20 protein-coding genes are annotated in these 26,439 nt (G+C 51.3%); all 20 read right to left on the bottom strand.

The genetic code is table 11. The annotated features are described in order from the left end of the window. Window positions 1-91: 91 nt before the first annotated feature. A complete protein-coding gene (locus HCX89_RS10160) occupies window positions 92-961 on the bottom strand; it encodes a CLCA_X family protein (RefSeq protein ID WP_045282898.1) in 870 nt (289 codons plus the stop codon). A gap of 738 nt (window positions 962-1,699) precedes the next feature. Then, a complete protein-coding gene (locus HCX89_RS10155; RefSeq protein ID WP_167715962.1) occupies window positions 1,700-9,901 on the bottom strand; it encodes an LPD38 domain-containing protein in 8,202 nt (2,733 codons plus the stop codon). 62 nt (window positions 9,902-9,963) lie between these two features. Beyond that, the gene (locus HCX89_RS10150; RefSeq protein ID WP_167715960.1) at window positions 9,964-10,788 is read right to left on the bottom strand and encodes a hypothetical protein; all 825 of its coding nucleotides are present in this window, start codon (window positions 10,786-10,788) and stop codon (window positions 9,964-9,966) included. 1 nt (window position 10,789) lies between these two features. Further along, complete coding sequence (locus HCX89_RS10145) at window positions 10,790-11,311, bottom strand: hypothetical protein (protein WP_045282808.1); 522 nt, start codon at window positions 11,309-11,311, stop codon at window positions 10,790-10,792. Between the two features lie 3 nt (window positions 11,312-11,314). Next, complete coding sequence (locus tag HCX89_RS10140; RefSeq protein ID WP_167715958.1) at window positions 11,315-11,752, bottom strand: hypothetical protein; 438 nt, start codon at window positions 11,750-11,752, stop codon at window positions 11,315-11,317. Next, the gene (locus HCX89_RS10135; protein WP_167715956.1) at window positions 11,692-12,111 is read right to left on the bottom strand and encodes a hypothetical protein; all 420 of its coding nucleotides are present in this window, start codon (window positions 12,109-12,111) and stop codon (window positions 11,692-11,694) included. Before HCX89_RS10135 ends, HCX89_RS10140 begins: the two co-directional genes overlap by 61 nt. A 216-nt stretch (window positions 12,112-12,327) precedes the next feature. Beyond that, on the bottom strand, window positions 12,328-12,789 hold the full coding sequence (locus tag HCX89_RS10130) for a GNAT family N-acetyltransferase (RefSeq protein WP_045282811.1): 462 nt from the start codon (window positions 12,787-12,789) through the stop codon (window positions 12,328-12,330). A gap of 2 nt (window positions 12,790-12,791) precedes the next feature. Continuing rightward, complete coding sequence (locus HCX89_RS22760) at window positions 12,792-14,147, bottom strand: hypothetical protein (RefSeq protein WP_217351528.1); 1,356 nt, start codon at window positions 14,145-14,147, stop codon at window positions 12,792-12,794. Between the two features lie 112 nt (window positions 14,148-14,259). After that, complete coding sequence (locus HCX89_RS10120) at window positions 14,260-15,582, bottom strand: hypothetical protein (RefSeq protein WP_167715954.1); 1,323 nt, start codon at window positions 15,580-15,582, stop codon at window positions 14,260-14,262. Beyond that, window positions 15,579-16,538 carry a hypothetical protein gene (locus HCX89_RS10115; protein WP_167715952.1) on the bottom strand — a complete coding sequence of 320 codons (960 nt, stop codon included), beginning with the start codon at window positions 16,536-16,538 and terminating at the stop codon, window positions 15,579-15,581. Before HCX89_RS10115 ends, HCX89_RS10120 begins: the two co-directional genes overlap by 4 nt. After that, complete coding sequence (locus HCX89_RS10110; RefSeq protein WP_167715949.1) at window positions 16,538-16,984, bottom strand: hypothetical protein; 447 nt, start codon at window positions 16,982-16,984, stop codon at window positions 16,538-16,540. The genes HCX89_RS10115 and HCX89_RS10110 overlap by 1 nt, the downstream gene beginning before the upstream one ends. Beyond that, window positions 16,984-17,631, bottom strand: a complete 648-nt coding sequence (locus HCX89_RS10105) for a hypothetical protein (protein ID WP_167715947.1) — start codon at window positions 17,629-17,631, stop codon at window positions 16,984-16,986. Before HCX89_RS10105 ends, HCX89_RS10110 begins: the two co-directional genes overlap by 1 nt. An 8-nt stretch (window positions 17,632-17,639) precedes the next feature. Beyond that, the gene (locus tag HCX89_RS10100; protein ID WP_167715945.1) at window positions 17,640-19,229 is read right to left on the bottom strand and encodes a hypothetical protein; all 1,590 of its coding nucleotides are present in this window, start codon (window positions 19,227-19,229) and stop codon (window positions 17,640-17,642) included. Further along, window positions 19,229-19,855, bottom strand: coding sequence for a hypothetical protein (locus HCX89_RS10095; RefSeq protein WP_167715943.1), 627 nt, complete (start codon window positions 19,853-19,855; stop codon window positions 19,229-19,231). The genes HCX89_RS10100 and HCX89_RS10095 overlap by 1 nt, the downstream gene beginning before the upstream one ends. Continuing rightward, window positions 19,855-20,361 (bottom strand): hypothetical protein, encoded by a 507-nt coding sequence (locus HCX89_RS10090; protein ID WP_167715940.1) that lies wholly within the window; start codon window positions 20,359-20,361, stop codon window positions 19,855-19,857. Before HCX89_RS10090 ends, HCX89_RS10095 begins: the two co-directional genes overlap by 1 nt. Window positions 20,362-20,429: 68 nt before the next feature. Then, window positions 20,430-21,440, bottom strand: a complete 1,011-nt coding sequence (locus HCX89_RS10085; protein ID WP_045282820.1) for a N4-gp56 family major capsid protein — start codon at window positions 21,438-21,440, stop codon at window positions 20,430-20,432. A gap of 11 nt (window positions 21,441-21,451) precedes the next feature. Further along, window positions 21,452-22,426 (bottom strand): hypothetical protein, encoded by a 975-nt coding sequence (locus HCX89_RS10080; RefSeq protein ID WP_167715939.1) that lies wholly within the window; start codon window positions 22,424-22,426, stop codon window positions 21,452-21,454. 92 nt (window positions 22,427-22,518) lie between these two features. Further along, on the bottom strand, window positions 22,519-22,701 hold the full coding sequence (locus tag HCX89_RS10075) for a hypothetical protein (protein ID WP_045282823.1): 183 nt from the start codon (window positions 22,699-22,701) through the stop codon (window positions 22,519-22,521). Between the two features lie 3 nt (window positions 22,702-22,704). Continuing rightward, window positions 22,705-24,933 (bottom strand): hypothetical protein, encoded by a 2,229-nt coding sequence (locus tag HCX89_RS10070; RefSeq protein WP_167715937.1) that lies wholly within the window; start codon window positions 24,931-24,933, stop codon window positions 22,705-22,707. Then, on the bottom strand, window positions 24,933-26,435 hold the full coding sequence (locus HCX89_RS10065) for a terminase family protein (protein WP_167715935.1): 1,503 nt from the start codon (window positions 26,433-26,435) through the stop codon (window positions 24,933-24,935). The genes HCX89_RS10070 and HCX89_RS10065 overlap by 1 nt, the downstream gene beginning before the upstream one ends. Window positions 26,436-26,439 lie beyond the last annotated feature (4 nt).

Raw genomic sequence — 26,439 nt, 5'->3', positions numbered from 1 at the left:
AGGGTTAATCTCCTTTTACTTGAGAATTTCGGGCTTAGGTTGTCGTCACTCATTAGCTAAATGACGCACGATCGAGCTTATCATAAGCCAGTTAACTTCCGTTTGGCTTCTTGTTACTTTCACGATGACTCTGGCGGATAAGCGCTTCACCGAGCATGCCAAAGTAATTTGTCAGCGCGTTGAGAATCGCTTTTCTATGAGCCTCATCAGGATAGGCCCCTGAATCATTGAGATGTGAGAAAGTCGTACCCGACACCAGGTATTGGTTCCGTATATCGGTAAAAGACTCGATAGCGGCTTCAAAGGCCCGGGCCATCAACTCCGTAGGGAGCGAAAAATAGCACCTGCCATAATGTTTATCCAAGGCAATGGCCCGGCGCACATAGTCACTCGGCTCAAGGCCATCCGGGCTTATAAGCACGGTTTGATAAAGGAATGCCAAATGACGGTTGAGTGGATGGGGTCTAAGCTCAACATCTTTAAGATAGAGGTCACTGCCAAAACCAATAGCAGTGCCAACACTATACGCCAAACCGGAATCGTTGCAGCAGGCTAGCTGGTCGACACTTGAATGAATGCCAAAGGCTGCTTTGGCAATATAGTGATCAAAGGCGTGCCAAAACTCATGGGCCAAGGCGCCGGCACCGGCATTTTTCGCCAGCGCCAATATCCTTTCATGGGGGGCGTAGTGCGCCTGGACACCTTTCTGACCGCCGAGACCAAAGTCCAGATTCAGGGTTTGTCTAAGTCCAATGGCGTCCGGCGGCAACTTGAGTATAAAAGCCAGGTCCGCCAGAGAATCAAATATCAGATTGGCAGCCAGCCGTGATTCTTCAGCGCTGACCCACTTGCCTACCCGCACATTGGCAAAGCCGAACTGTTGCTTGATATCGAGAAAACTGACCTGCTCGTCGAAACGATAATCCGGTCCTTCGCGCAAATAGTGGCGGCTTGTCAGCAAAACTCTTGGCTCCCAATCGATTTCAAACAAAACGAGTGTATACCCGAGGAACGTAAATGTCCCATCATGCTTGAAATCATTGGCTATATCGTTTTTGGAACGACTCAGAGATAAATAGCAAACGGCAGAATGGCAATGCTATGGAAATATAGCAAGAGAAAGCATCTGGGTTGGGACACAAAAAAGGCTCCTCGTGGGAGCCTTTTTTGCACCATTTAGAATGGTACCCGAGGACGGACTTGAACCGTCACGCTGTTACCAGCGAGGGATTTTAAATCCCTTTCTTATTCTATGAAAATCAGGATGTTATATGTGGTTTTCAGAATATAATTATGGATTTTTATGCGGTTTAGTTATTGATTTTGCTGGTTTCTGCCAAGGCATCTTCTGAAGGAAAATCGCTTACTGACTAAGCTGATCACCAACCGAAAAAGATAGGGATAGGTATGTGAATATTGTCATTATGCTGATACTGATAATCTTGGGCTGGGCAGCCGGCGAGCACTTCAACTGGCTGCTTGGCTTACCTTTGATGTGTGGAGGTTTATACGTTGGCGGGTTGATGGGTTCACCTGCATGGCGATTTAGGCAGGAGAACGCTTGGACCTTCCTTGGTCTCATATCCATTGTAATAGTTTTTCTAGGGGCCATATTCAACTGGTAACCCCTTCTTGCTTCCTTCTGTGTTCCAGGGTATCGCGGTGCAATGCCGCTGTTTAATCTACCCAATATTCACTATCAAAAACCACTCAGATTGAGCCCGACATACGCGCGCTGATAGAGTGCGTTCTTCTGTCTGGTTATATCATCAAGCTTTTCACGTTTTTCCGCTGCGCTCAGGTTGGAGTTGTGTACTTGAGTTGCAGATCGGTTTAACGCACTAACTTGCCGTTGAATACGCCCAAGCGCTAAACGAACACTGAGCTTATCCCGATTGTCTTCCAGCAATCGCTTGGCTCGTTCGTTATCACCTTCTTCCATAGCCCGTTTGTAACTGCCATAGGCTTGCTGAGCGGCGTCCAGGGAATCGTAAAACTCCTGCTGGAAGTAAGTGCTGCTTTTGGGCGCATCGCCACCATAGAAGGCTTTGATGACCGGATAACGGCTGATTGGTGTTTCAGGTTTTTCAATGCCCATCATCTGTCTTGAAACAATATCTGCCATACCCAACACATACCCACCAAGAGTGCCGGTGTACCCATTAACCAGATGTTCAATTTTCTTTGGGCTTATGTTTAGCAGTTGGCCAAGTTCCCGGGCAACGTCACTGGTATGAACACTGTAGCGATCACCTGGTTGCCGCTGTTCATCACCCATACCTTCAATTGGTGACCCCTTAAAGAATGAGCGGTTAACCATCACCTCAACCGCTGGCAGTGCGAACTGAGGGATCGGGTTCAATGCCAAGGTGTTGAATATCGCATTACCAACCGCTTTAGTTGTGTCGTCACCTTCTTGAGTGCCAGTACCAAAGTGCAGCAGGCGCTCTGGTATGGTGCCGAACACAATGCCGAGCTCAAACGGTTTCGGGATCCGGATGTGGTCGTCACCAAACCAGAAATGCCAGTTTGCATCCTTGTCCCAATCAGGTAATTCCTGATAACGCTCGTCGTCATCATTCATGGCAGCCAGTGCCAGCGAGAATGCCGCCACCTTCATGCCTTTCATTGCCAGATTAGCGCTCAGAACCTTGAGCACGCGGTCACCTTCACCGGCAGCTGCTCCGCGGGCCAATTTATACATACCCTGCAGGCGTGCGTTGAAGAACGGCAAGAAGTCAATCATTGTGGAGATCAGCGCAAAGTTACCTTTCAGGCTGTAGTCCATCAAGTCCTTGGCCTCAAATGCAGCCTGGCGCTTGCTCTTGCCGGCATCCATACCAGCTTTGAAGGTGCTGAGGCGATTGGCATTCTCGACCTTATCTGATACCTCACGATACTTCTCAAGCAACTGGGAGCCATTGGTAACCAGGCTAGACATGTAACCGTCAATTTCCGATTTCCCCAAACCCTTCTTGGCCAGTGCGCGACGTATCTGTTGGGCGGCCGCTTCAGGATCTGCGCCGTGAATATAGCCCCCCTGGAATGCTGCCCCGGAGAAAATAAGGTCGCGGTAGGCCTCATCTTCGGCAAAGGCATCTTTGAGGCCCTTGATAGAATCAGTTCCAAGGGTGAATCCGTCCTTGTTTATCATCCAGGCATGTGCCGCATCACGGACAAAGTTCTTGAAGATAAAATCAGGTGACAGAGTAACGCCTGTTGTCAGGAAGCGTTTGAAGCTACGCCCCATCTTGTTGAAGAGGCTCGAGCTGCCAACATAGTTGACCGCAATCAGCGAGCGCAGCAAGGCGCTATCACTCACAGCATAGGCTTCAGCTTGGCCATTGCGCATAACCTTCACCCTCTGAATGCTGTTGAGCTCACGCTGGCTCAGCTTGGCAAACTCTGGGCTGTCTACCTTCGCCATAAAGTCGGTGCCGGTAAGATTGTCGGTCACTTCCATCATTGCCTTGTTCTTGAGCGCGGCATCGAGCATGGTTGACTGGCGGAGAATGATGTTTTCAAGCAGGTCTTTGGTGGACTGTTTGCCGCCCTTCAGCTCTTTAATTTTGGCGTTTTGCCCTGCAATGCCTTTTTTGCTGTACGGCGCCACTACCATAGAGTGAATATCCTGCATTTCAGGATCAACATCCTGCTCGCGGAAGAACGGCACATAATACTGCTCGTCAAACCCGGCACGCTGCTCGGCGCTGATAAGCCCGGCGCCCTGGGCTACATCGAGCACAGCGCTGTTAATGGCGTTGTACTCACTTCGGACCTGCTCGAATAGTGCTTCCTTACCATCAGCCAGTGCCAGCAGCTCGTCAATATCGGCTTGGCTTAGGTTGTTCTCGCGGCCCTCTGCTTTAAGTTGTTTGGCGCGGTTGGCGCCCATCCATGCAAGCCAATTGTTGAGCTCGCCGTCAGGCAACTGGCCAAGCACTTCCAAGAGGCCCTTGGTGCCTTCCTTGCGCTGAATGATGCCATCGCGCCACTCTGGGGCGCCGTAGTGGAATACGCCATGCAGCACATCAGCCAGGCCTGAAGCCAAGCGCGCAGATACATAGCCCATCTTGTTGGGGTCGGTAATGCCTGCGGCTTCTTCTGCCTGCTTGATGCCGTGGAGCCCGTCGAAGACCCCCTCTTTCAGGCGGTTCCAAAACTTTGAGTCTTTAAGGTTGCCGGCAGTCTCCCGATACTTGGCCTTGATCCGCTCGCTAACGCTTTCCTCTGCCTGTTCCTCGAGGCCTAGCTTCTCTTTGGCGGTGCGGGTGTCACCTTCAGTTTCCATGCTAAATTTTAAGTCACTTACCTCATCAGGCTCTGCGAGGCGCTTAACTCCATCACCGACAAGAAGATAGCTTGTTCCATGCTCATCATCCATTTCAACAACATCGAACCCAAGATTTCTAGCTAGCTGCCCTCTTAGCTTCTGCGTAAACCAAGATAGCTCACCTTTTTCTTCGCCAAATCTGTGCTCTATCTGTTTTGTTGGTTCGCTATCATCCCAAACAAATGAATCATCATCAAAAACTACTGCTTCGTATAAAACTTCAAATGCCTCATCATCTAACTCTGGTGCAACCTTTTTGAGAAAATCCCTCGACTTATCAGTATCAAGGTCAGATGATTCTGCTATTTCACCTCTGTAAACAAAGCGATTAAGATCGCCATGACTCTCAGCTACATATTTTTGGCCAGAAGCAAAAATACCATCAAAGAGATTGTTAAATACCGGCCCCTTACTGCCACGCTGAATTAGGTTTATGTACCTACCAGCGCTTGAACCGCTATAAAGAACATTATCAACATCATACCCAAGCTCTTTAGCTTGATCTTCTGTGATAACAAACTTGTTACTCATTGAATCATCCTGATAGTCTTTGCTAAAACGCAAGTTATCACCCATCTTGCTTCTTCGATCAAGTACGCGTTGAGCCCTGTCTATTCTTTTTTTGCGTTTCGCAAACCCTCGCACAATTGAGTGCATCATGTCTTCCATGTCATTGCGCGCATTATTGGTGCGAAGGATCCCCAAGCCCTCAAACTGACGGCGAAGCCACCGCTTCAACTCAAACCACCAAGCTTTAAGGCTGCCGCGCTCTGGCTGGTTCTGGACAAAGTTGGCAAAGACTTCTTCAGCCTTAACAGATTCGGATGCGCCCTTATAGTCCTTGTCTATGCGGGCCCACAGGTCTTTAAGCTCGGAGCGTGCCCGGGTGCTGGTGAGTTTTTTGACAAATTCCTGATACTTGGCTTGGCCAATTACTGTATGCAGCCCACCGTGGGCCAGCACTTCATGCACAAGAGTAGAACGAAGGTCATCAATACTGGCGAAGTTATCGAGTATCAAATAGGCAGAATTGCGGCGATCATCATACGCACCGTAAATAGTCTGACCTTGCTGAGCCATGGCTGGCACGTTGAATCGTTCCAAAAATTCTTCTTGGCTGGTGAATAAGTTGACCCTGATACCTGCCGCACCTGAAAGGCGTTTCATTACATCATCAACGGCGCGCTGGGCATCGGCCTGACTAAACTTGCGACTGCCACGGTTTACGCCCCGGGAGTTCTTGCTGAACAGCTCAATATTGCCGCCTTCAGTTGGCCTGCTGTCAATGGTTTCAAATAGGGTTTGGAACGCAGCATTAATGCCGGCCGCTTCTTCATTGGTTGGGTATGGGTACGGCTTTGCCTCCAGTCCGACCTCAGCCAGTGCGCCTTGCACCTTGTTCCATTCGGCCTCGTCTATGATGTTCGCCAGATAGTCGTTGCTCATTCCCTTGCGGCCAAGCTCGTCGATAATAAAGCGCTCAAAGCTTCGTGCCAGCATTTCAGTATTTTCTGACCAATAAGCCTTTGAGCGTGTGGAGTCTAGCCCCAGCGCTCGCTTGAGCATCCCCGAGTCTTTGCCTATGGCTTTCATCAGTCCCTTGAACGCATTTACTACAGGCTCACGCACTGGGTCGTTGTGCTGACCGTAGGCATTGTCGCTGATGAAGTCACCGCCACGGCGATCACGGTTGAAATAATTATCCAGCGCATGCATCCATTCGTGGGCCAATGAACCGGCACCAGCCTTCTTGGTCAAGTTAATGACCAGTTTTCCTGGCTCGTAGTGAGCCTTGGCCGGATTAACGCCACCTGAGCCACGGGCACCAAACGCCATACCCAAGCGCCCATTGAGTGACAAGGCCTTGAGCGGGATATCAATGGCATCGGCCAAATCAGCCAGTGCGTCATAGGCCTCGTTCAAATCTTTTTGACGCTTGCCCTGTTCTACCCAGTTGCCGAACTCCACGCCACGGAATCCGAAGGTTTCAGCAAACACCGCCGGGGTCACGTTGGCAGAGTAGCGCTTTGGTCCTACTCGGCTGCGGTTTTCTGCGCGGCGCTCTGATGGGATCTTCTTCATCTGCTGTAGACGCTGTTCAACCTCATCGCGATTTGCTTCAAGGTAGGCGCGCGCCTCTTTGGTGCCGGGGAAAGTCTTGATCCTCAGCACTCCTGTGGACGACTCCCAACCAAGGAACGATTCTTTGGTATGGCGATCAACGTAGACTGATACCTTGGAATACTTCTTGGTGTCGCCAGCCGTGCCCGATGATTTGGCGTCGGCAGCCAGCAACTCAGCCAACCTGCCCTGCACTACCTCGAGGGATTCATCTGCGGTGCTGTAGATTGATTTTCCGTCAAACTCTACCAGGTGCATGGTTTTGGGCTTATCAAACTGCACTCCGTTGAACATAGAGAAATTGCCCCCGCCAATCATGTATCTGGCGGCGCGCTTAAAGTTTGCGGGTGACGACTTGGCGATAACAGGCAGGGTGCGGCGGATCTCGTAGGCATTGACGCGACTGGAGATCAGGCGTTCATTTATCATTGAGTCAATGGCTTGGTCGGCCGTCTTTTCTCCGGATATGGCAGACAGAGCGATTTCCTTCAGCTTGTTAACTGAAGCAGTCCAACCGGCAAGCCGGCGCTTATCTCTTGGCTTGGTTCCGGTTACGCCTCGAAGCATGGCCGCCAGCGCCGCTGCTTCAGGTGTAACGCCTTCGCCGATCAGCTTTTGGTAGTCAGGTTCAGGCCATGATTTTGACAAAGGCTGTGACTCGGTTGTCCCGGTATCTTCAAGGGCTTTTATCGTAGCCTGCCAAGTGTCTTTTTTGGCGCCGCCAATCTTCTCGCCAAAGTCGGTTATTGGTTCGGCTTTCTCAGATTCACCTTGCGCCTTAGCAGCCTCATCCTTTGATGGCGCGGCATCATCGACGGCAAACTCTTTGCGCAATTCTTCATAGGCTCGACGGTTTATGCTCTCCGGGGTATCGCTGTTGAACTCTTGGTAAACTTCGAAAGGAGACTGTGCCAGCGCCTTATCGATCTCAGCCTCGTAGTTGTCATCGACATTGGCCAAAGCCTCAGCGTATCCAGGGGAACCCTTCTTGATGCCCAGGCGCTTCAACTCCGACTGGCGCCACTTGGCTTTTGTGGTTCGCAGTATAGCCGGGGTATCGCTATCGGCCGGCGCCTTTGATTGAATCGGCTCAGTTACCGGCAGCTCTAGCTGGGCTGGCTGGGCCGTGGCTTCCGGTGTCGCTGGCGTTGCCGTAACAGGTTCAGGGCTTACTGCTTCTTCCTTAGTTGCTGCCTGATCTGCGGCCTGCTGCGCTTCTGTTTGTGAACTTGGGAACTCGTGAGCAAGGTCTACCAGCTCGCCGATTGGTGCCTTGAGGCGGATCACCTTGATCGGCTCGCCCTTCTCTTGCTTAGTCAGCCACTGGTGATGGCCGTCAAGCACATAGTTGTCCGAGGAAATCAGAATAGAACGATCACCACCATCATAGCCAAGTGCCTTCTTGACTTTGGCTGGTGAAAACTCGGCCTGTGTAGGCTTCAATGAATCGGCCGGCACCTCTTCGCTGACATGCTCAACACCGCGCGCATTCATAAAGTTAACCATGGCGCCGCGATGTTCTGCCTTGATCTGCGGCATTTTTGCCCTGGGAATGTTCAGGGTTCCTGTCTCTGGCTTGAAAGCTACCCATTCATTGTCAAGCTGATCTACAGTCATGTCTGCGGCTTTGGGTAACGCCTGTGGTGTAAGATCTGGCGCTTGCTGTATCTGTTCAGTCTGTTGCGGTTGAGATTGACGCGAATCTTCCCATCCCCATCCATCACCAAATTTCACCGCTTGAACCGTCGCGCCTTCACGCTTGGCAATCCTGGCGCCCTTGCTGGCCAGTGCCTCTTTTGCGGTTTTAAATGGGCGGCCTGAGCTCATCACGTTCACGCCCGACTGGTTACCAGAAAACACAATCCCTTTGTCCTCGATGGCCAGTGGCCTGGCTGCGCTTTCGCGTTCCGCTTTGCGCCGCTGTTGCTCTATGCTCTCCCGGCGCTGCTGTGAAGGCCTGCCGTCATCGGCAAAGATGGTCGAGGACTTGCCAATCAGGTTAGTCGGCTGCGAGGTCATTGCCTCCCTGGCGCGCTGGGCATTTAGAGTTTCACTGTCGATAGATGGATTAACCAGTAGCCCTGTGATTGGACGCGCCTGTGTTTCCGGCGGCAGCCATTCGCCTTCACGGCGGTTATCGGCAAGTCTTTGCGCTTGTTCAATAGCATCGCTCAAGCGGCTGCGCTGAAAGTCAGAGCCTGGCACAGTTGGAAAGCTTCGGCCTTTCATCGCATTATCTCTTGCGATAACTTCGTCTCCAAAGCGGCCAGCATCCATGGTGCCACCCATGCCAGCCTGACGCGCTGCCGCAGGTTGGTCGTAGTCTATAGCAGGTGATGCAGGCGTCTGTGTGGCTGCTATTTCGGCCATATCAATCTGCCTCGCAACACTTTCGCCAGCGAGTGAATCCATTGCGCTAGCTAGCCCTGGGCTATCCTCCCTTATTGGATCCGCTGCATCATTTTTAACTTCCGGCTTTGGTTTTCTATTCAGAAGCCCACCACCAAAGCCAGCGACCCCACCAACACCAGCCCCAAGAATCCCTTCATTCAGTGCGGCAAGTTTTACATTTGCAGTTGGATCCCTGTTATCCAGCTTTGAGACTGCACTATCAACGGCATACTGGCTTGTGCCAGCCTGCGCAGCTTCCGTGGCGCCTTCGGTAAAGGCTCCTGCCAGCGCCGAGCGGAACGCTCCAGACTTAGCCAACCTTATCCCTGTCAACGCTTTACCGAGGATCGGATCTCCTATGGCTGAGGCCGCAAAGTTAGCCAGCAGTGTTTTAGGATCGGCTCTGACCTCTTTTGCTACCTGTTCAGCAACTTCTGACTTAGCAGCATTCCACTTGGCCAGATCATCAAGTTCCGGGCTTTGCTGATCCAGCTCGATAAATTTCCTCTGAAAAATGTCGGAATCGGCTAACACTTGATCCGGTATGTTCATCACCTCTTGGCGTGCCTGATTCATTGCCTGGCCGGTAGCCGAAGACCCGCCAGTTAGGCCCATACCTGCTACCTGTGCGGCCTTTGCCCCTTTGGCTCCCAGACTTAAAGCTTTGGTTGCGGCGCCAGCCATACCGGCACCAGGTATCATGGTTGGCGCCAACTGTCCGGCCATGTTGGCCATATTGAGGATCCATGAATCCAGATCTGTCATGCCTTCACCAAGCGCGACCTCTCCCAATTCATTGAATTCAAACATGGGCTTGCTCATAGCTTCTCGCCCACGGTCAGACAGCTGGCCGAATTGGTCGTCTGATATGCCATACAGTGACTTGGCTATGCCGTCAGCACCAAAGAAATCGAAGATCCCACCAAGACCAGAAGCAGCACCGGCCTGAAACATATCGACAGAATCGGCAAACCGGCCTTGCTGTTGACTGGTTTGGCTTTGCTGGGTTGGCGACTGGGTACGATACTGGTTTGGATCAAAGTTGAGTAACGACATGGGGAATCTCCGAACACAAAAAACCCGGCGCTGAGGCCGGGTTCAGAATGATGATGGTCTGCTTATTTGTTCAGTTGTTGCAGAAGGCCTGAGCCTATCAATGGGGTGCTGTAATCTGGTTGTTCTGGCAATGACATTGCTTCAGTCTTGGAGTAATGCTGATTCAAAGGCCCCCTTACTCGGTTCGTCATTTGCTCAGATCGTTGCAGCATTGTGCCGGCATCATCACCATAAGCGCCGTTGCCAAAAAGAACGCTCGGCTGATTCTTTTCCCTTACCTTGCTTGCCCAGCCTGAAACATTGAAAGGCTGTGGTGCTGGGGTCGGCTCAGGTGTCGGCGGGGATACTGTAGCTTGTGACAAGGCGGGTTGTTCGCTGCCATCCAGATACATCCCAAATCCGTACTGGTTGGCTTCAGATTCCGTAAGACCTGACCTGGTAACCATGTTCTTTGCGTCACTCAGATAACTGGTATTCAACGCTGACATTGCAGCTTGATACCCTGCTGCGTCAGTGATCTGCTTCGTCATTGGGTCAGTGAACATTTCCCGGATCTGCCTTTCCTTGTCAGCCTTCATGCTGTCGAGCCGGTCAAGGCTTTTACTCAGCATGGTCACGGTCTGGCGGGATTCAGCACGAAGCTCCCTGCTATCAGCTCTTGCGTCCATACGTTCTTGACGTTCAACCGTATCTTTATAGCGTTGCTCATCCCTGGCCTCTCTCCGCGCATACCTGGCATCCTCAATCGCCCATCGCTTTTCCATGCTGGCCTGGCGCATCCGCTCAAAGTCCTCTGCTTGCAGCATCCGGGCATACTGAGACAAGCCAGCGCCTATCGCTTGCCCGGCTCCTTCCAACCCTTTACCGATCCCCATCAATAGTGACATATCAGACCTCCGGCATTGGTGTTTTAGGCTTACGATTCAATAGGCCTGTAGTTTGTTGTTTCGGCACGATGCCCAGGGCCTCACCTTCCTTGGTGGCTTCCTCAACTGATTGCTTGAGCTCGTTCACATCGAGCTCGCCCATTGCTTCCTTAGCGCTTATATACGCTGAATAAGCGTTGCTGGCCGCTGCATCAATGAACTCATCATTAACCTCATCCTCAGCCAAGGCTCCGGCGTCAACCGCCAAGGCTGTGAGCTCCATCAGTATTTCCATTGCAAGGATCAGTTTGATGTCGTCGCTGTATTGCAACTGACGGCCGACAGCAATCAACACGGTCGCAGTGGCATTGCCAATCCCTCTGGCAACGTCCTGATCTTCTCTTACCATGGCCGCAATCTTATCCCCGGTTTCACCTTCTCCGTGGATAATGACCTGGGAGATCTTCATCGCCTCAGAAAGCTGAGCTTCTTCCTCTTTGGTAAGATCCTCGCCCTCTGGCTCTTTGATTTGTTTGAGGTCCATTGCTTATCCCACCCTGTCGGTTAAGTCATCAAGGGTTTGCGGCTGCCAGGGTTGCTGCTCATACGTACCTGCTTGAGGTATAGAGGCCATTGGCGAAAGGTTAATATTCTTCAGCAAGCCACCGATATTCAGATCAGCAGCATTGCCTTCACCATCAACACCCCAGTAAGTCATCCGCTTCCGAGCTTCCTCCGCTTCCTTCTCTGCAGCCCGGCCTTGAACAGCACCACCTATCAACTGTGTACCGGCGTTGATACCTGTACTCCAGAGCATGGCCTCACCTGCCGATAAGCCACCAAGTAACCCGCTGCCTGTTGCCGCGCCCCCGGCAGCCCCTGCTGCACCGGCCGCCCCTGCACCACCAGCCACGGCAGTACCAGTTACACCAGTGGAAGCGGCGCCGCCCATCGCGTTGATAACGGCAGTTTCACCGGCTGCCAAAGCTCCTGCACCGCCGGCCGCGCCTCCTGCAGCACCACCAGCAACGCCACCGGCCACACCAGTAGCAGCACCGCCAGTAGCCCCTCCAGCGACGCCTCCAGCACCAGATCCCCAAATTCCGGCACCGATATTACTTGTCGCCGTTGCTGCTCCAGTTCCAGCACCTGCGGCACCAGTGGCCGCCGTTGAAGCAGCGGTATTTGCTGCAGCGCTCGCGGCAGCAGAACCAGCAGCTGCAGCAGCGCCACCAGCGGCACCTGTCCACCCACCGGCAATGGCAGAACCTGCCCCGGCCAAGTTTCCTGACATAAGCGCGGATCCTGCACCTTGCACACCGCCCCAGGCAGAAGCAATGCCACCTGCAGCCGTACCGCCGGCACTCATGGCCCCAATAAGGGCCGCACCTCCGAAATAGATAAGGACGGCCGCGGCCACCACTTTGAATATTGGACTCGATTCAATTTTGTTGCGAATCTTGGCTGTTTTCTTGTGAACCCATTTGAATACAGGATCAAGTGTTCCAGTAATTTTATGGGCAAACTTTCTCAACTTCTTAAAAGCTTTGCCGACTGCACTCATGCTGCCTCCTGTGAAAAGATTAGACTGTAGAAACCACCGACTATGGTAAAACCATGGCGCTCATAGAGCTGACCGATACGTCCATCGGCATCCATTCCGCTACTCACTCCAAGCAGAATACTTTTGACTTTTGGGAATGATTTGGCCCAGCGAATAAATCGCCTTAATAACCAAACCGCTTGATCTCCATGCTCTGGCAGAACGCAGAAAGTTAAGTCTGTTGCATAGCAGTCTTTGCTGAACCAGTGTTCCTCCATCATTCCCATGATGAAACCGACAACCTCGCCGTCGACCACTGCAACAAAAATCTCCATACTCCTGTCTGAAATACAGCGTCTCACCATGTACCTGGCTTTGTTGTCGTCAAGGGTGACAGGGTAAGTTGGAGACTTCTCAAGCGTTGCTTTGCCGATTGAGACAATGGCGTTCATGTCTGCGTGAGTCGCTGTTCTAATCATGGTTACCTCTGGAGTTTGTTAATCCAGTTATTGGATCCAGGTGTACCGACAGGCTCAGACCATCCACCGCCGGATCCCCCTAGAAGCCCACCAGTGCTGCTACTTCCACCACCAAACGAACCTCCTGAACCACCTCCGGTACCGGCACCAACTGTTCCACCCGGGTTACTGGTCGTTGGCGGTGGCACTCCTACGTCTGGCGCAGGGCCACTGTTGCCGCCAATGCCATAGATGGTGCCGATAATTGCTGTCTGAGACTTGAGCGAGTCGATGATGTTCTTAACCGCGGCTTGCTGCTGGGCCTGGGTCATATTCGGATTGGTCATGGCCATACCAATAGCCTGAAGCGCAGCATTCACAGCCTGGCCAGTAGCATTGCCATATTCCATCTTGGTTTGCTGATCGAAGCCGCGCATTTGCATTTCCATCTGCGTACCAAGTTGAGCGGTTAGCTCTTTCCAACGCTGGTCGTTTTGCAGTTGATTGAGCTCAACCTGGTATTGCTGAAGTATTGAATCCCTTTGAACCTGCAGAACGTGACTCGTTTCCATCTGCTTGAGCTGCAGCTCCTGCTGCTTGTCCAGCGTCCCGAGCTGCTGGCGATACTTCAGGTCTTCAAGTTGTTGCTGGAATTCGCGATTGGCGTTGTTTTCACCTGTCTGCCATTCCATCTGATTATTCTGGAGCTGGTTGTTGGCGTCGTACTGTTTATCGGCCATGGCAGCATCTTGCTGGTTTTTCTGGTTGAGCTGATCTTGCTGCGCCTGGGTTTGCCATTGCTGCGACTGAGCTTGGTTGTAGGTCTGGGCATCTTGCTGAGCTATCGGCAATGCCTTGTCTATCATGCTGGACAGTGCCAGCTCTGAACCGATTGAGCTAGATTGAAGTCCTCTGGATGCTGCGAGCCCATTTGCATTCGCAATGGCTTTTCGCATTATGTCGCTGTTCGGATCCAGCAGGCCTGTAATCTGATTCTGGACAAGCGATTCTTCTCTTGGGTCGTATTGATACTGCTTGTCGCTGGTGACGCCTTCAAAGCCGTTTGACTGGTATTCCCGGGGCGTAAACTCGGTTTGAGGTGCAGGCTTAATCGGTACGTTGTAGTTGGCCGGCCGATTCCCCCCATCGGTAGGTCTTGGTGGAGATCCTGCCGCCGTAGTCTGCATAGTGTTGCTGGCAGTGTAGGAGCCTGAAACAGGTTCAATATTTGGCTTGTTTAGGGGCTGAGTATTCCCAAGCAGACCACCGGCTTTCGGCGCTGAACCACCGCTAACAGGATAAATGGGTTTGTTTTGACTGGATTCAGGCACAGGCAAAGCGCTCACCTGCCCGGTCTGGATAGGCTTAATTTGTTGCATGATTAATGCACCTCAGATTTTTAGGTTTGTGCTGGGGGAGTTAAAAAGGAGGAAGCTGCAACAAGCCGCAGTATGGGTAAATCTTAGTGATACTACATTCTATTGCAATCGGTTAATCAGGGTTAAAAGCCCAGTTCTGCGGCCGGTAATCTCTTATGATGGCGTTATCCATTCCACTTGGAGAACCATCAGTATTGAGGATTGGTTGCAGCTCGCCAGGCAAACCTGTTTCCGGATAACTTTTATGGTCCATAGCCAGCTTTAGGCCTGACGCGTAGGTCGGTGTAACCACAGTCACAGCGCTTATTGAACCACGCAAGCAATTCATCATGCGGCCGCGCGTTCCGCTCATGGCTCCAATTTTGAGCGATGAGTATTCTGATGATTCATAATTCTGGCTCACCTTAACCCTGTGAGAAATGTATCCACTTTGGCCGCTCGGTTTCACGCTGACCGTAAGATATGTGCCAGTTTGCTCTGTCGTGACTTCGCTGAGCCAGTGCCCTGGTTGCAGTTGAAATGGTGCCAGAGACTCAAATACTCTGCCGCCATACAGCACGCGAACAACATTATGGCTTTGGCCTGTGAAACTCACGGCCATCATTCCACCATAATACCCTTCGACCTGGGCCATTTGATGCGACCAAAGCGCTATATCAGGCTTGTCCAACTCGACAGAATCAAGCTGGATACCGATGCTAAATTCGGTGTTCAGCTGCAGCATGTCTGCCCTGAAGTCGATCACACTCTGATAGCCATTCAGAAAGTAACTCCAACTGCCAGGCTGCTCTGGCTGTGTCGGAGGCTGTGGTGTTGGTGGTCTATAGTCCGGAAGTAGATACCTGTATTTGACCTGATATCTGTTGTTGATAACCATTCCAGCATCAAGCAATTCCAACCCCTGCTGTGTTACTGGTTCTGGATATGCTACTTCCCATCTATCCTGCTGTTTCCGTCTATACAATGTTCCATTGTCGACGTAGAAAAGTGCGAGTTCCGTGTCCTGTCTGCCAGTATTTCTCAGGTTATCCATGCCTACCACTGGGAATGATCCCGGGCAAATAGCTCTTTCTTCGTTGGCTTCAGTCTCAGGGTTATACCAAAAAATTCCGACATTGCCGTCATCATAGCCAAGTGAGACAACAGCATTACCTGTCTGGTCAAATGCCAAGTCAATATTGCTGACCTTCTTCGACAAAATACCAAGGTGAATATCCTGGCTCCACTCGCCTTGTTCAGCAACACATAGGATCAACTCTGTGCCGTCCACTCTTGCCATCCAAACCGCCGATATGACATTACCACCTGAATACTGCAAAACCTTGGGGCCTGGAGCCAGTGATGAAACTGAATGGTTCTCATAACTTGGGATCACCAACCCGCCAAAGTCCCTTTGAAACGACTCAGCTCTTGATGTGAGCCAATCAGGGATCATCCTATCAACTCCAACTTGACACCAAGATTTAACGCATAGGAACTGGTTTTAGGAATTGGAGGCGTAGCTTTGACATGAATCATTCCATAAGGAAATTGGTAAGCTGATGATGAATTGGAAGTCAGTGAGGAAATTATGATGCCTTCTACAGTATTGTCCTGGAAAACATCGGCACCAGACATACTTGCAGAATAGATCTCGGATATTTTTCTGCCGACGGCATCATACTCTGTGGTTGGTGAAAAAAGGTTCGATTTAAAGTCGCTATTATTACCCGTTAAAGCACCGGAGCCTAAAGTGTTAATATCTTGAGGGTAAACACATGCCAATGCTGACTGTTCACTATATATAGCCCCGTATTGATAATTCAAATTGAAATACCTTGATGGAACATTAGCGTTATAGCTAGTACTCGTTTGTGGATACAGCCTAGACGTAATAAACACATCAAACGTTGTTTGAACCCCATCAACATCAATAACTTCTGTAGTGTGCCAAGGCAGACTGGTTTGAAGTTCATATTCAACAATTAGTTGATCTTCAGCTGTTACTGGAATTACAACTGGATTACCAAGATCATCCTTGAACAGGACTCTCGACAGACACTGAGTATTGTTTGATGATTCCGAAAGACCTGCCTCTGATATATTCCCAACTACGCTGCCTATGTTGAAAACTGCTGTCATTGTTTTCTTATAGATGAAGCTTGAGCCATCAATTGTCCTAGATGCAGTTATAGTGGTTATTTGTGATGATGCAATTGAGTTCTCTAACCCTGAGTCTGTTGTTTGTGGCTCCGTTGTTCCAGTTCCTACCAATACATATCTCATGTACTTAAATCCTGAGAAAAAGTACCCAAGCAGTACATTGTCAGTCAAATGGGAAGAAAAAACCTCTTTCCCACGCCGCAAAACTCGGGCTCTTGCGGAACCTTTAATTTTAGCTTGTACTTTCATTATGCTGGATTCCTCTCAAACACCACGCTGATTGCCATTTGTAATGGCTCGTCTTTTCGCGCATAGATCGCTTGATTGCGTTTAAATACAATCTCAATTTGCGCATTAACAATGTCGTCCAGGTGCTTCCTTATAACGACTTCTTTGAAATAAATATCTACCGATGGAAGCAGAGCGAAAGTTTCTGAAACGCCAGCATTAATGACTAATTCCCTGAATTCAATTTCTATTGATGCAGATATGCTGAATATCTCAGTCTCAAACCCTAGTGCGGTATCATTGGTGGCAAAACCGATAGAAGGCGTTCCCATCTGAAACTGCTCATTCACTCGGTTTGGGTACAGCATGCTCGTCAGCGACTCAAGCTTCCAATACCGTCTTTCCTTTCGCATGCCACCGGCCAATACCGCCAGCAGTGCCTGGGCCTGAGTCATTCGTTCCGCCATTACGGCACCACAACATCAGCCGGGTAAACATCACCCACCAAAAACCACACTGTTTCGCTTATGCTGATCAGGGCTACAGCAGAGTTTTCACCGTATGCCCTAAGGATGCCGCTGGAAAGGATGGTAACCCCTTCGGTTTCACTGCCTTGAAACCATAGTTCCGCGCCACTCTTGTTAGCGAAGAAGATAATTGACCCGGGTGCCACAGTGGGATCACCGGCAATAGCTCTAATTGAGCGGCCTACTGTGACCAGTATTTTGCTCTGTGCTTCTGTAGGGTTGTCTGGCACCAGGTATTCGCAGTTTATCCACTGACTGTGGTTTGAGCCTGAAACAGCTATCGCGTTTGAACTGTTGCTGACAATGGCCACTTCATGATCTGCTTGCAATAGAAGTGCTGTCGCCGGCAACAAATCCATATCACCCTGCTTGTTGATATAGAGCAGACTGTCTGTATATGGCTGCAAGGGGATCTCTGTGTCACCCACAAAGTTACTTGGCAGCTTTATCACAAAGCCATTTATCTGCGCGGTAATCTGCTGCAGGTTCGCAGATATCCCGCCAAGCTTTGTATTCATTGGGGTGGCACGTATCGTAGTGCCTTGAATGAAAGGGCTGTTGTCTTGCCAGTATGGAAGCGGTGGCATATAGCTCCTTAGCGCCTGCGGCTGACTGGTTTACTGTGCAAAAATAGGTTGGATAAGATGAATGGCGGGATCCGCTTTGACGTTGTTTCCAGGTAAATGGCTATGTTCCGCGATACCCCACTGATATACATATCAGCCCAGCTGGTAGAGCTTCCGCCCCAAGTCGCATTGTCCCACTCTGACAAATCCCATTTACTGCCAGATCCGATAATCACTTCACTGTCAGGAATATCTGGGCTCATAAAGTCAAAGAATGCCGCGGCCGACATGACTACCTCTGTCACGCTGTCGCACTCGATTACAAGCTTGTGCCATTTCTTCCTGGCCTCAGGGCTGCCGAAGTTAATAAATGTGGTTAACAGGTAGCTTGAGTATTCGGCACCATCGAATGAAGTTCCGCGATCAAGTTGGTACACATACCCGTCTTGGCCGCCGGCGAATACCGCTTCTTTCCCCTCCAGATCCTCACCGCCAAACCCGCATGAGAACGGCTTGCCGTAATTGACCTGGGTATACTGTGGCGCTCCATCCGGTGAGAAAGTGGTAAACAAGCAACTGCCATCGCCGAAAAGTAGCCGATACTGGTTTTTTGACTTTACCGCCAAGCTCGATACTTCCCTGCCGGCGTATTGGTCCAGTAGTGGCTTAACACCTTGGCTAATCGCCGCCTGGGCGAAGTCACCAAATTGCTGCACTCTGGCCAACATTGTCAGGCCGCGGTCATCCAGAAACAGTGTGTCACTCAGCGTTTGCGCCGTTCCCATGCGCATACCGACCTTAGTGGACAAGCTCTTTAGTTGGAAGTCAGCCTTGCTGGTCCCATAGAGCATATAGGTTCTATTTCGGCATCCAATTGCGCATGTACTGTCAGCCTGTACCTGAAGCTCGGTAATTTCATCCCCGACGGCAAACTCTACCCCGCCGTCCGTAGGGGTCCACTTGGTTGGGTCACCAACCGCACTCGCGACCAGGCTCCCGCCTCGGTAAGCCATGAGCAATACCTGGCTTGGCAGCACTTCAACCAATATCGGTGCGTCAGGAGCTATTGGCCCTGTGATTTGGGTGAAAGTGGTACCGTCAAATCTGAATGCCGGGTTTTTACCATCTACGCCAATGATCTCCATGCTGCCACTGCCGCCGCTGAAGTTGGTTTGACGCGTAAACAACCGCCCGCCAGGTGATAGTGCCGGAGTTGTGACTTCTTGCCATCCGGTTGCCGTAGCTCTATGCAGCTTGGCAGCAGCGCCCCCGGCAGTATTGCGCATCGCGTAGACAATGCCTTCAAAAACAAACCCGCCAATGATAGGGCCATCACCCGGCACACTGCCTATAGTTCCGCGCCTAACCTCAATTTCAGCTTCCCATGCTGCAAGCGCATCTTCATCAGTTGGGAAAGGGAACCCGGGAAGATCAACAATCCTCACCGCAGAAGGTGAAGGCTTTCCATCATAGCGCTCAAAGCCAGATACTCTTTGGTACCTGCCGGCAGTATTGACCTCGAAATTTACCAGCTCACGGCAAGTGCCTGGTGGAGCATCGTTATCTGAGTCGGCCATGTTGAGGCCGCCACGAAGGGATATTGGCGCAGGTGTAAACATCAGAAGTTCACCTTTGGCAGCTGATCACGGCACAGCTCCTTAAATGCCACCATATAATCAGCCGATGCCGACTGATACAGAAACTGGTCTTCTTCGAACTTGGCATACTTTACGAGCGCCGCTTTCACAACCACATCCTGATAGTCGTCTGGAATTTGGCTTTGATCATCGTTCCCCAGGAGCCTAGCCGCAGACTTGAAGTAATCCACTTGTATTGGCAATGCTGAATCAGGCACTGGAAAAAACAACAACGAACCAGATGGGCTTTCAGTTACCACTTGGACGCCGGGCCCAGTGCTGATATCGCCATCGTAGTAAGCCAGCCATTCATCCCAATCAACGACCTTCACACGCTGCCCGGAAACTTTTACCTGCTGCAAGGAGCTGAACTGACTCATATTCAGTTCTGCAAGTGTGTATTCCTGCTGAGAAGCAGACAAACTGGAGCTGTTCCTGGCCCAAAGAAAGCGCCAATCGCGCCGAGCTCGCTGGACCTCAAGATCAGCTTCCTGCACCCAAGTACAGATCTTTTTCAAGACGCCGACCTGCCCAGTCACCGAGCCAGGGCCAGTACCGGACACTCCGGACTCTTCCCTGACCTTTTGGCACAGCTCCAGATATGTCATTACCGGATCCCCTTGTCACCTTCGATGCCGAAATGCTTATCCGGATCTTCAATGTCGAAATGCGTATCGACAGTTTGGAACGGCCAGCGCTTTTTCTTGGTTTCGATGGTGACCTTCTGCCCGTTGACTTCTTTCTGCTTGTAGTTGATTTCAATAGCGTTGTTCAGTACGTCGACAATCCCACAAGGCACCTTGACTTCTTCGCCCTTGACGATCTGATACATGCGGCCATTAAAGCCAACTTGGATGTAATTCATGGTCTCATCGCCATCGTCTTCTACGATGATGGTGTAATGAGAAGCCTTGGCATCGGCCTTTGACTTTTTGTCTTCGCTGCCTGGCTTGCTCTGGTTGGTATTGCCACCATTAAACAAGCCTGGCTTCAACTGCTCGAGTTCTTCGATAAGTTTTGGCCGGTCATCTTTGAGGTGACTCAGGTCCTGACCGAGGTGTTCAGCAGCAAATTTAATGAGGTTGTCGGTGCTGGTTTTCTTGTTGACATTCATCTTCACGCTCTCCGCTATGGAAATAGAAAAGGGCCCCATAAAGGAGCCCTTTTAGTCTTTGGCCTTACTTATGCCGGATTAACCTCACCGGCGACCTCGATACGGATCATCCAGGCATCGTTGAGGATTTTGGCGGTGTAGTATGTCTTCCACGCCACACTACCGTTTTGCCCCATTTCGTCACCGTGTTGCGGTGTACCTGGGTTACGCACCATCGGCTTAATCGCACCGCCTGACTCCTTGGAGCCCTTCAATGCGATGTGACCAAACGCGCGCTGGCCCATGACCAGAACCGGATAAACATCGGCATTGGTGCCTGAAGTAGACAGCGCTGTACCGCCAGCTGCACCACCGGCATCAGCCCATGGGTTAAACAGCGGTGAGCAAATGAAGCGAATATCTTCAACACTGCCGATCTCTTCTTGGCAGAGTGGCTGCCGGCTGCCGTATTCGGCTACCGGAGTAAAGCCAGGGATCTTGCGGATTGAGCCCACGATATCCGTATGGCAAATAGCCACAAATGCTGCTTCAATCGGCTTGGTCGAGATATTCACGCTTGGACCCAGAATTGAAGTCAGGCGCTTTGCACGTTGCGCCATAAGCGAACGAGACGCCAGGCGCACATGCGACAATCCCAGGGGCGCGTTCACAGCGTTCCGTGCTGCACCGTTGGCGTAGATCACGTTGGTACCGGCAATCAGCTTGCCGTAGCAAACCATTTCCACGGTTTCACCAGCCTGCTCGCCGGCCATCATGGCCATATCTTTACCGACTTCGTTTTCGTGCAGATCTTCAACTACGTCAGTCAGTGGCATCCAGTCACCGAACTGCTGAAGCTGGGCCGTTACGTCTTCGTAGCGGAAGTTAGTGCCGGCAGGACGAACACCCTCAGTCAGTGGGGTTGTCGCTGGTTGCAGCGGAATTGGTCGGCGCCACTTAACAGTATTGGAACTGTTCTTAGGCATCGGCTTGTGATCGCCGAGCTTGTTGAGTACCAGAATTGGCTCAGCATGCTCCAGCAGTTTTTTCTCGGCGTAGACACCTGCGCGCGTGCCGAGATCACCATAGTTATTAGACATGGCGTGTCTCCTTATTCAGATGTGATTTGGTTGAAAAAAGCGACGGGATCAACGTCGTCCGGTTCTGCTGACGCGCGGCTGGCGCCCTTGCGGTCAAGCTCTGCAAAATCCGAAAGACTGTTTTTGCCTTTACCGTTTGCGTTTGGTTGTTGTGGCTGTGCCTCAGGCGTTGCCTTGCCAAACCCGGTATCAGCCTTGAACTGGTTGAGTAAGGTGATGTTGTCACTGGCCAGATCGCTATTCGCCATCTGTTGAACGCCTGGCGACTGCATCGATAACCATTGACCAAACCGCGGATCCGCCGATGCTTGCTGGTAGTCAGGATGCGCTTGGGCCAACTGCTGATACTGAGACTGAATAAAGTCTTCGTGATCACGTTGCTCCAGTCGCTGCCTGTGTTCCTGCAAAGGCGTGAGCTGTTCGGTAAGCGGCTTTACTGCCTGTTCAAGCTTGGCGTTGATAAGGGCTGCAATTTCCGGGAACTCCTGCTCTATCTCGGCCATTGACATGCCAGAGAGTTGTTCCGCTGAAGGCGCTTGTTCTTCGCCACCCTTGTCTTTCGCCTGACCACTTTGCTGCGACTCCTTGAGCCTGCGATTCTCAGCCTCAAGCTCATTGGCTTTTCGGGTGAGTGCAGACACTCGGCCGGCATTGGCTCTGTGGTCGTTTTGGAGTTGAGAAAACTGACTACGCACATGCTCTGGTACAGAGGCCCATGGATCTTCTTCATCGGCTGCAACCTGGCCTTGGTCTGTGGCCGCTGAAGTATCCTGTGCGTCTGACTTTGCCTGCTTGTCGGTTTTTCCACCCTCCTGATCCAGCCCTTTACTACCTTCTTCACCTGTGGAGTCTTTCGAGTCCTCGGCTGAGATTTCGTTAAAGAAGCTGACAGCATCCAGTTCTTCATCAGAACGGTTGTCCTGTTGATCCTGGATTTCGCTCTGTTGTTGTTGAGCGAGTTTTTCCTGCTCTTGCTTTGGGTCCATAGTGAGTGCCTCATGCAGTCAATAAAAAACCCGCTGCAAGAGCGGGTCGATGTGTAAATTGGCAAACAAAAAGCCCGGCTTAATTGCCGGGCTCAGTCTTCATTTAGTTCCAGTCGTTGCGGGTATTCTTTGAGGATCTTGTCGATTTGGTTAACTTGTCCTCTGCATACATTGGCTTGAGCTTCGGTGATCCCTATCTGCAGCAGGGTCCGAATTGCATTTTCGCGGTCTTGTTGAAGCACTTTCTTCAATCTGTTCCAACTGATATCGCTCATGCGTTACTCCAGGCCATAGTTGCCGGTATTGCCTAACTGATTCTTCATTGAGATTTCAGTCATCACCTTGTCCCACTCCAACTGCCGCTTGGCGCTGGAGTCCTGCAGCTTGGCGATCAGCTCATTCTCTTTCAGTTGCCCGGACTGCTGCAGCTTGAACAGCTCGATGCGTTCAGCGCGTTCTTGCTTTTGCAGATCAGCAGACAGTTCCATTTGCTTGATCTGCATTTGCATCTGCATCTCTGCATGCTTCTGCTGAGCATTGAAGTCGGCCAGCTTCCATTCCTGTTCAGCTTTAAACTTCACCTGCTCAACCCGCAACTGCTCTACCAGCATTGCCGAGTCTTGTGGCTGACCGCCTTGGCTTTCTTCCTGCTGTTTCTGCCAAGCCTTCAGTTCATCGTCGGAAGGTATAATGCTCGACGGTAGTTGCTGGGTCTTTGCCCACTCGCGCAATATCTGGCTGCTTTTCAGCTGCAGCACAGGAGCAAACACCGGCGAACTGCCAGCGACATTGATAAAGTTGGTCAGCGCTGCGCCTACCTGCTCTTTGATTAGCAGTGCAGAAGTGCCGCGCGCATCAACTTTAAAATCACCCTTCACAGCTGAATCGTCACTGTGGAGCATGTTGAAATGATAAAAGTCGCGGATCATTGGCGTGGTCACCCAGTCGTCCCACTGCTTAACCTGGGCCCGTCTGACAGTGTTGGCAGCATTCATCAGCATGGACATACCGCCGAGCGTTTGAGTTGACTGACCTTGCTCGCCATGCTGTAGCATCGGCACGCCAGATACTTCATCAATCATTACCCGGTTGGTTTGCAGAATTAGATTCAGATCCTGAAGGTGACTGGGCACATCAAAGGTACTGAATGCCGCCTTAATGTCAGAAAACTGCCCTTCCACATTCCACACTTTCCAAGGCCTGATTTTCCAATCGTTGTCCTGGGGGGTTACTGCGTTCTTGTTTACGCCAAGCTGGGGACCTGAAGATATGGCGCCGTTATCGAGCATCATTCTCCAGATGCTGTTATAGCTGGACTGCTCATCGTGAATGATCCTGGGGATCCCGAAGCCGAAGATGCTTGAATCATCTTCCTCCCAATTGAACACCACATAAGGCAATCCCTTATCGTGGTCCATCATTGACAACCTGGCACCGAGGACAATGCCACCGCAATAGAACACAACGGCGTCAATTTCTTCCTCGCTATAACCTGTCAGGATTCCGTTGTCATCAGCGTCAATCGGAATGATGCCAACCTGCTGCAGAACGGATTTAGGTACAGGGCCATGGTATTCCCAGGTTTCATACCTGGTGTCGTTGATTTGGTCAGACAGCCCGGCCAACTGCCTCACATCATCCTGATAAGTCGACCTGTGCTGAGTCTGGTTGCCGGTCATGGCCAGCACCTTCTTTATCTGCTCGTCAGGGAATCCGCGACGCCCTTTTAGGCTCCTGATTTGGCGCTTGCTCATATAGCGGCGCTCGAACACAAACTCAGCTTCTTCGATACTCGCCGCCGACATGTCAGGGTAGAAGTCCCATGGCCTCACCAGTTCAACGCACGGCACGAACTCTTCTTTAATAACCAGCACATGCTCGCCGTCTTTTTTTATAAAGGCTTTCTGCCTGTCTTTTCTGACAACTGGGCCCTTTAGAATGCCGGTGCCGATGATCCCGGCATCACGCAGCATCTGACGACACTTTGCGTTGTACTGAGTTTCAACCAACTGGTCATCAATCAGCTTTGCCATTTTTTCGGCAGCCGTCTTTGCCAGTTCCTCTTTGCGGTTCGCTACGTCGGCTTCGGTGACAATGTTACCCTCGCCGTCTTGATACATTGTGTCACCCAGCTTAAATGGCTTATCACCATTGGCCATCATGTCTACCAAGGTCGGGTTGGGTGTGGGGGATATTCCCCAGTTCTTATCGTCATTGGGGAACAGCAGATCAACCAACTGCGCTATGCCGGCATTTGTCTTTGAGCGGGTCAGCTTGATAAATACCCTGGCCCTATCTGCTTCCTTCAGATTTTTCTCAGTCTCAGGATCGTACTCGCCATAGTACATACGCAGGTCTTCAACCATACGCAGATCCGTTCTGCCACGGTCATAGATGGCTTCAGCGAGTTTACGCTCCAGCTCAATTGCCAAAACGTCGATACGGTCCTTGTCGTCATACTCATGTCCGTATTGCTTTGGCTTCGGCCCGTTGCGCTGCTCAGTCATTAATAACCCGCCTTGCTGTCTGCTGCCCTAGTCTGTGCTGTGGTCTGATAAAGTTGGTCTGTGCGTTCATAGTCGATTTCACCCTGGGCACCTTGTGCCAAGTACTGCAATGCGTCATGTGGGTGTGAATATCGGTTCTTGTCAGCTTCGGAGTGATATCGCTCGTCGCCTGACACCTTTAGGCGCCGGAAGTGGTATCCGCTGATGAAACCTTTGCGGATCACCTTACAAACAGGACTCAGTTCAAACGCTGGCGCACCGTCAATATCACCGTTAAGGAAGAACCTCACGGCCTCCCATCGGTGTTCTGGTTTGTTGCTGCTTGTTGAATAAGCGCGGATCTTGAATTCCCGGTTAATGATTTCAATCGGGCTGTTTTCATCGTTGCCAGACTTTGCCCAACCGGACGGATCACAGTAGCCTTCCATTTCCGCTTTGGTGTAAGCCGGGAAGTCCTTTCTGAGCTGGGGGATCAGCTCCTTCATAAACTTACGGATGCCCATGTCTTCACTGATGTACTCTTTGAGCACTCTCAGCTTATGCTGCACTGTCAGTTGTCCAACAATGCAGGCCGGGGTTCGGCCGAAGTCGAACCCAAGCAGCAGTTTTCCATGGGACTTGATTGGCAGCGTTGGATTTCGGGCCACATGGATTGGGTCCTTGTAGCTGCCTCGGTAAATTGGCTTTCCAGTGACTATCGTTCCGTAGTCGTTGGCCAAGTTGACGCGGATCCAGTCGTCATCCTTACCTTGGATCATTCGGATGTAATAGCCGTCTGGCAGGTTGTTTAAATTCTCTGCCTCAGGGTTAGGCCGCCAAATAGAATAGGCAGCCTCCCCTTTTCCGATAACTTCTTCGGTTACTCCCCCGGGCTGACGCAGGAATGTCCAGCCCTCCGGCTTCGTTTCCTCTGCCAGCTTGTAATACCAGTGATCATCGTCTGGGGCGTTGGTATCCCCAATCATTCCATGCCAATAATCAGAGACTTCGGCATTGCTTGGGTATCGACCATGCCGGCCGTCGCACATGTCAACGATCGGCTTTGAAAGTTCCTTGACTTCGTTGAGCCAGAACCCGGTAGCCTGGAACCCCCTCAGCTTCCTCACTGAGTCGGGCCTGTCCAAAGCGAAGAACACCAGCTCTGCCAGCACTCTGGTGCCGTCTTCCAGGTCAAAGTCCAGATAGTGAGTTGGCGGCGAGTCCATCACCAGCCGACCTAAAATAACTTCCTCGTTGTGGTATAGGTCGCACCAGTCCTTAATTGTGGTGTTTTTTAAGTCGGTGTAGGTATTTCGCACCGCCGCCCAGCGTGACTTTCTCACGCCATTTGCATTGGGCGTTTGTTCGCACATCTGGTCAAAGACCCGCATGGCTGAACAATACGTTTTACCAGAGCCGATAGGCCCCATGATCATTGTTACGCGGTCGCGAAGCTCCATATACTGGCGCAGCACTTCGCCCTGGGGCTTAACCCAGAATTCAATTTCCTGTTGCTGTGCCACACCG

The sequence above is a fragment of the Shewanella sp. Iso12 genome (assembly GCF_012030025.1).
Lineage (GTDB): Bacteria > Pseudomonadota > Gammaproteobacteria > Enterobacterales > Shewanellaceae > Shewanella > Shewanella algae.
The sequence above is the reverse complement of the archived record's forward strand: the minus strand, read 5'-3'. Positions and strand labels throughout refer to the sequence as shown.

What these genes read in the sequence shown, in the direction of transcription:
- HCX89_RS10115 (WP_167715952.1), bottom strand. Translation starts at nt 16,538, where the DNA reads ATGAAAGTACAAGCTAAAATTAAAGGTTCCGCAAGAGCCCGAGTTTTG.
- HCX89_RS10095 (WP_167715943.1), bottom strand. Translation starts at nt 19,855, where the DNA reads ATGACATATCTGGAGCTGTGCCAAAAGGTCAGGGAAGAGTCCGGAGTG.
- HCX89_RS10100 (WP_167715945.1), bottom strand. Translation starts at nt 19,229, where the DNA reads ATGTTTACACCTGCGCCAATATCCCTTCGTGGCGGCCTCAACATGGCC.
- HCX89_RS10120 (WP_167715954.1), bottom strand. Translation starts at nt 15,582, where the DNA reads ATGATCCCTGATTGGCTCACATCAAGAGCTGAGTCGTTTCAAAGGGAC.
- HCX89_RS22760 (WP_217351528.1), bottom strand. Translation starts at nt 14,147, where the DNA reads ATGCAACAAATTAAGCCTATCCAGACCGGGCAGGTGAGCGCTTTGCCT.
- HCX89_RS10150 (WP_167715960.1), bottom strand. Translation starts at nt 10,788, where the DNA reads ATGTCACTATTGATGGGGATCGGTAAAGGGTTGGAAGGAGCCGGGCAA.
- HCX89_RS10105 (WP_167715947.1), bottom strand. Translation starts at nt 17,631, where the DNA reads ATGCCACCGCTTCCATACTGGCAAGACAACAGCCCTTTCATTCAAGGC.
- HCX89_RS10145 (WP_045282808.1), bottom strand. Translation starts at nt 11,311, where the DNA reads ATGGACCTCAAACAAATCAAAGAGCCAGAGGGCGAGGATCTTACCAAA.
- HCX89_RS10080 (WP_167715939.1), bottom strand. Translation starts at nt 22,426, where the DNA reads ATGGACCCAAAGCAAGAGCAGGAAAAACTCGCTCAACAACAACAGAGC.
- HCX89_RS10070 (WP_167715937.1), bottom strand. Translation starts at nt 24,933, where the DNA reads ATGACTGAGCAGCGCAACGGGCCGAAGCCAAAGCAATACGGACATGAG.
- HCX89_RS10085 (WP_045282820.1), bottom strand. Translation starts at nt 21,440, where the DNA reads ATGTCTAATAACTATGGTGATCTCGGCACGCGCGCAGGTGTCTACGCC.
- HCX89_RS10075 (WP_045282823.1), bottom strand. Translation starts at nt 22,701, where the DNA reads ATGAGCGATATCAGTTGGAACAGATTGAAGAAAGTGCTTCAACAAGAC.
- HCX89_RS10130 (WP_045282811.1), bottom strand. Translation starts at nt 12,789, where the DNA reads ATGATTAGAACAGCGACTCACGCAGACATGAACGCCATTGTCTCAATC.
- HCX89_RS10155 (WP_167715962.1), bottom strand. Translation starts at nt 9,901, where the DNA reads ATGTCGTTACTCAACTTTGATCCAAACCAGTATCGTACCCAGTCGCCA.
- HCX89_RS10090 (WP_167715940.1), bottom strand. Translation starts at nt 20,361, where the DNA reads ATGAATGTCAACAAGAAAACCAGCACCGACAACCTCATTAAATTTGCT.
- HCX89_RS10110 (WP_167715949.1), bottom strand. Translation starts at nt 16,984, where the DNA reads ATGGCGGAACGAATGACTCAGGCCCAGGCACTGCTGGCGGTATTGGCC.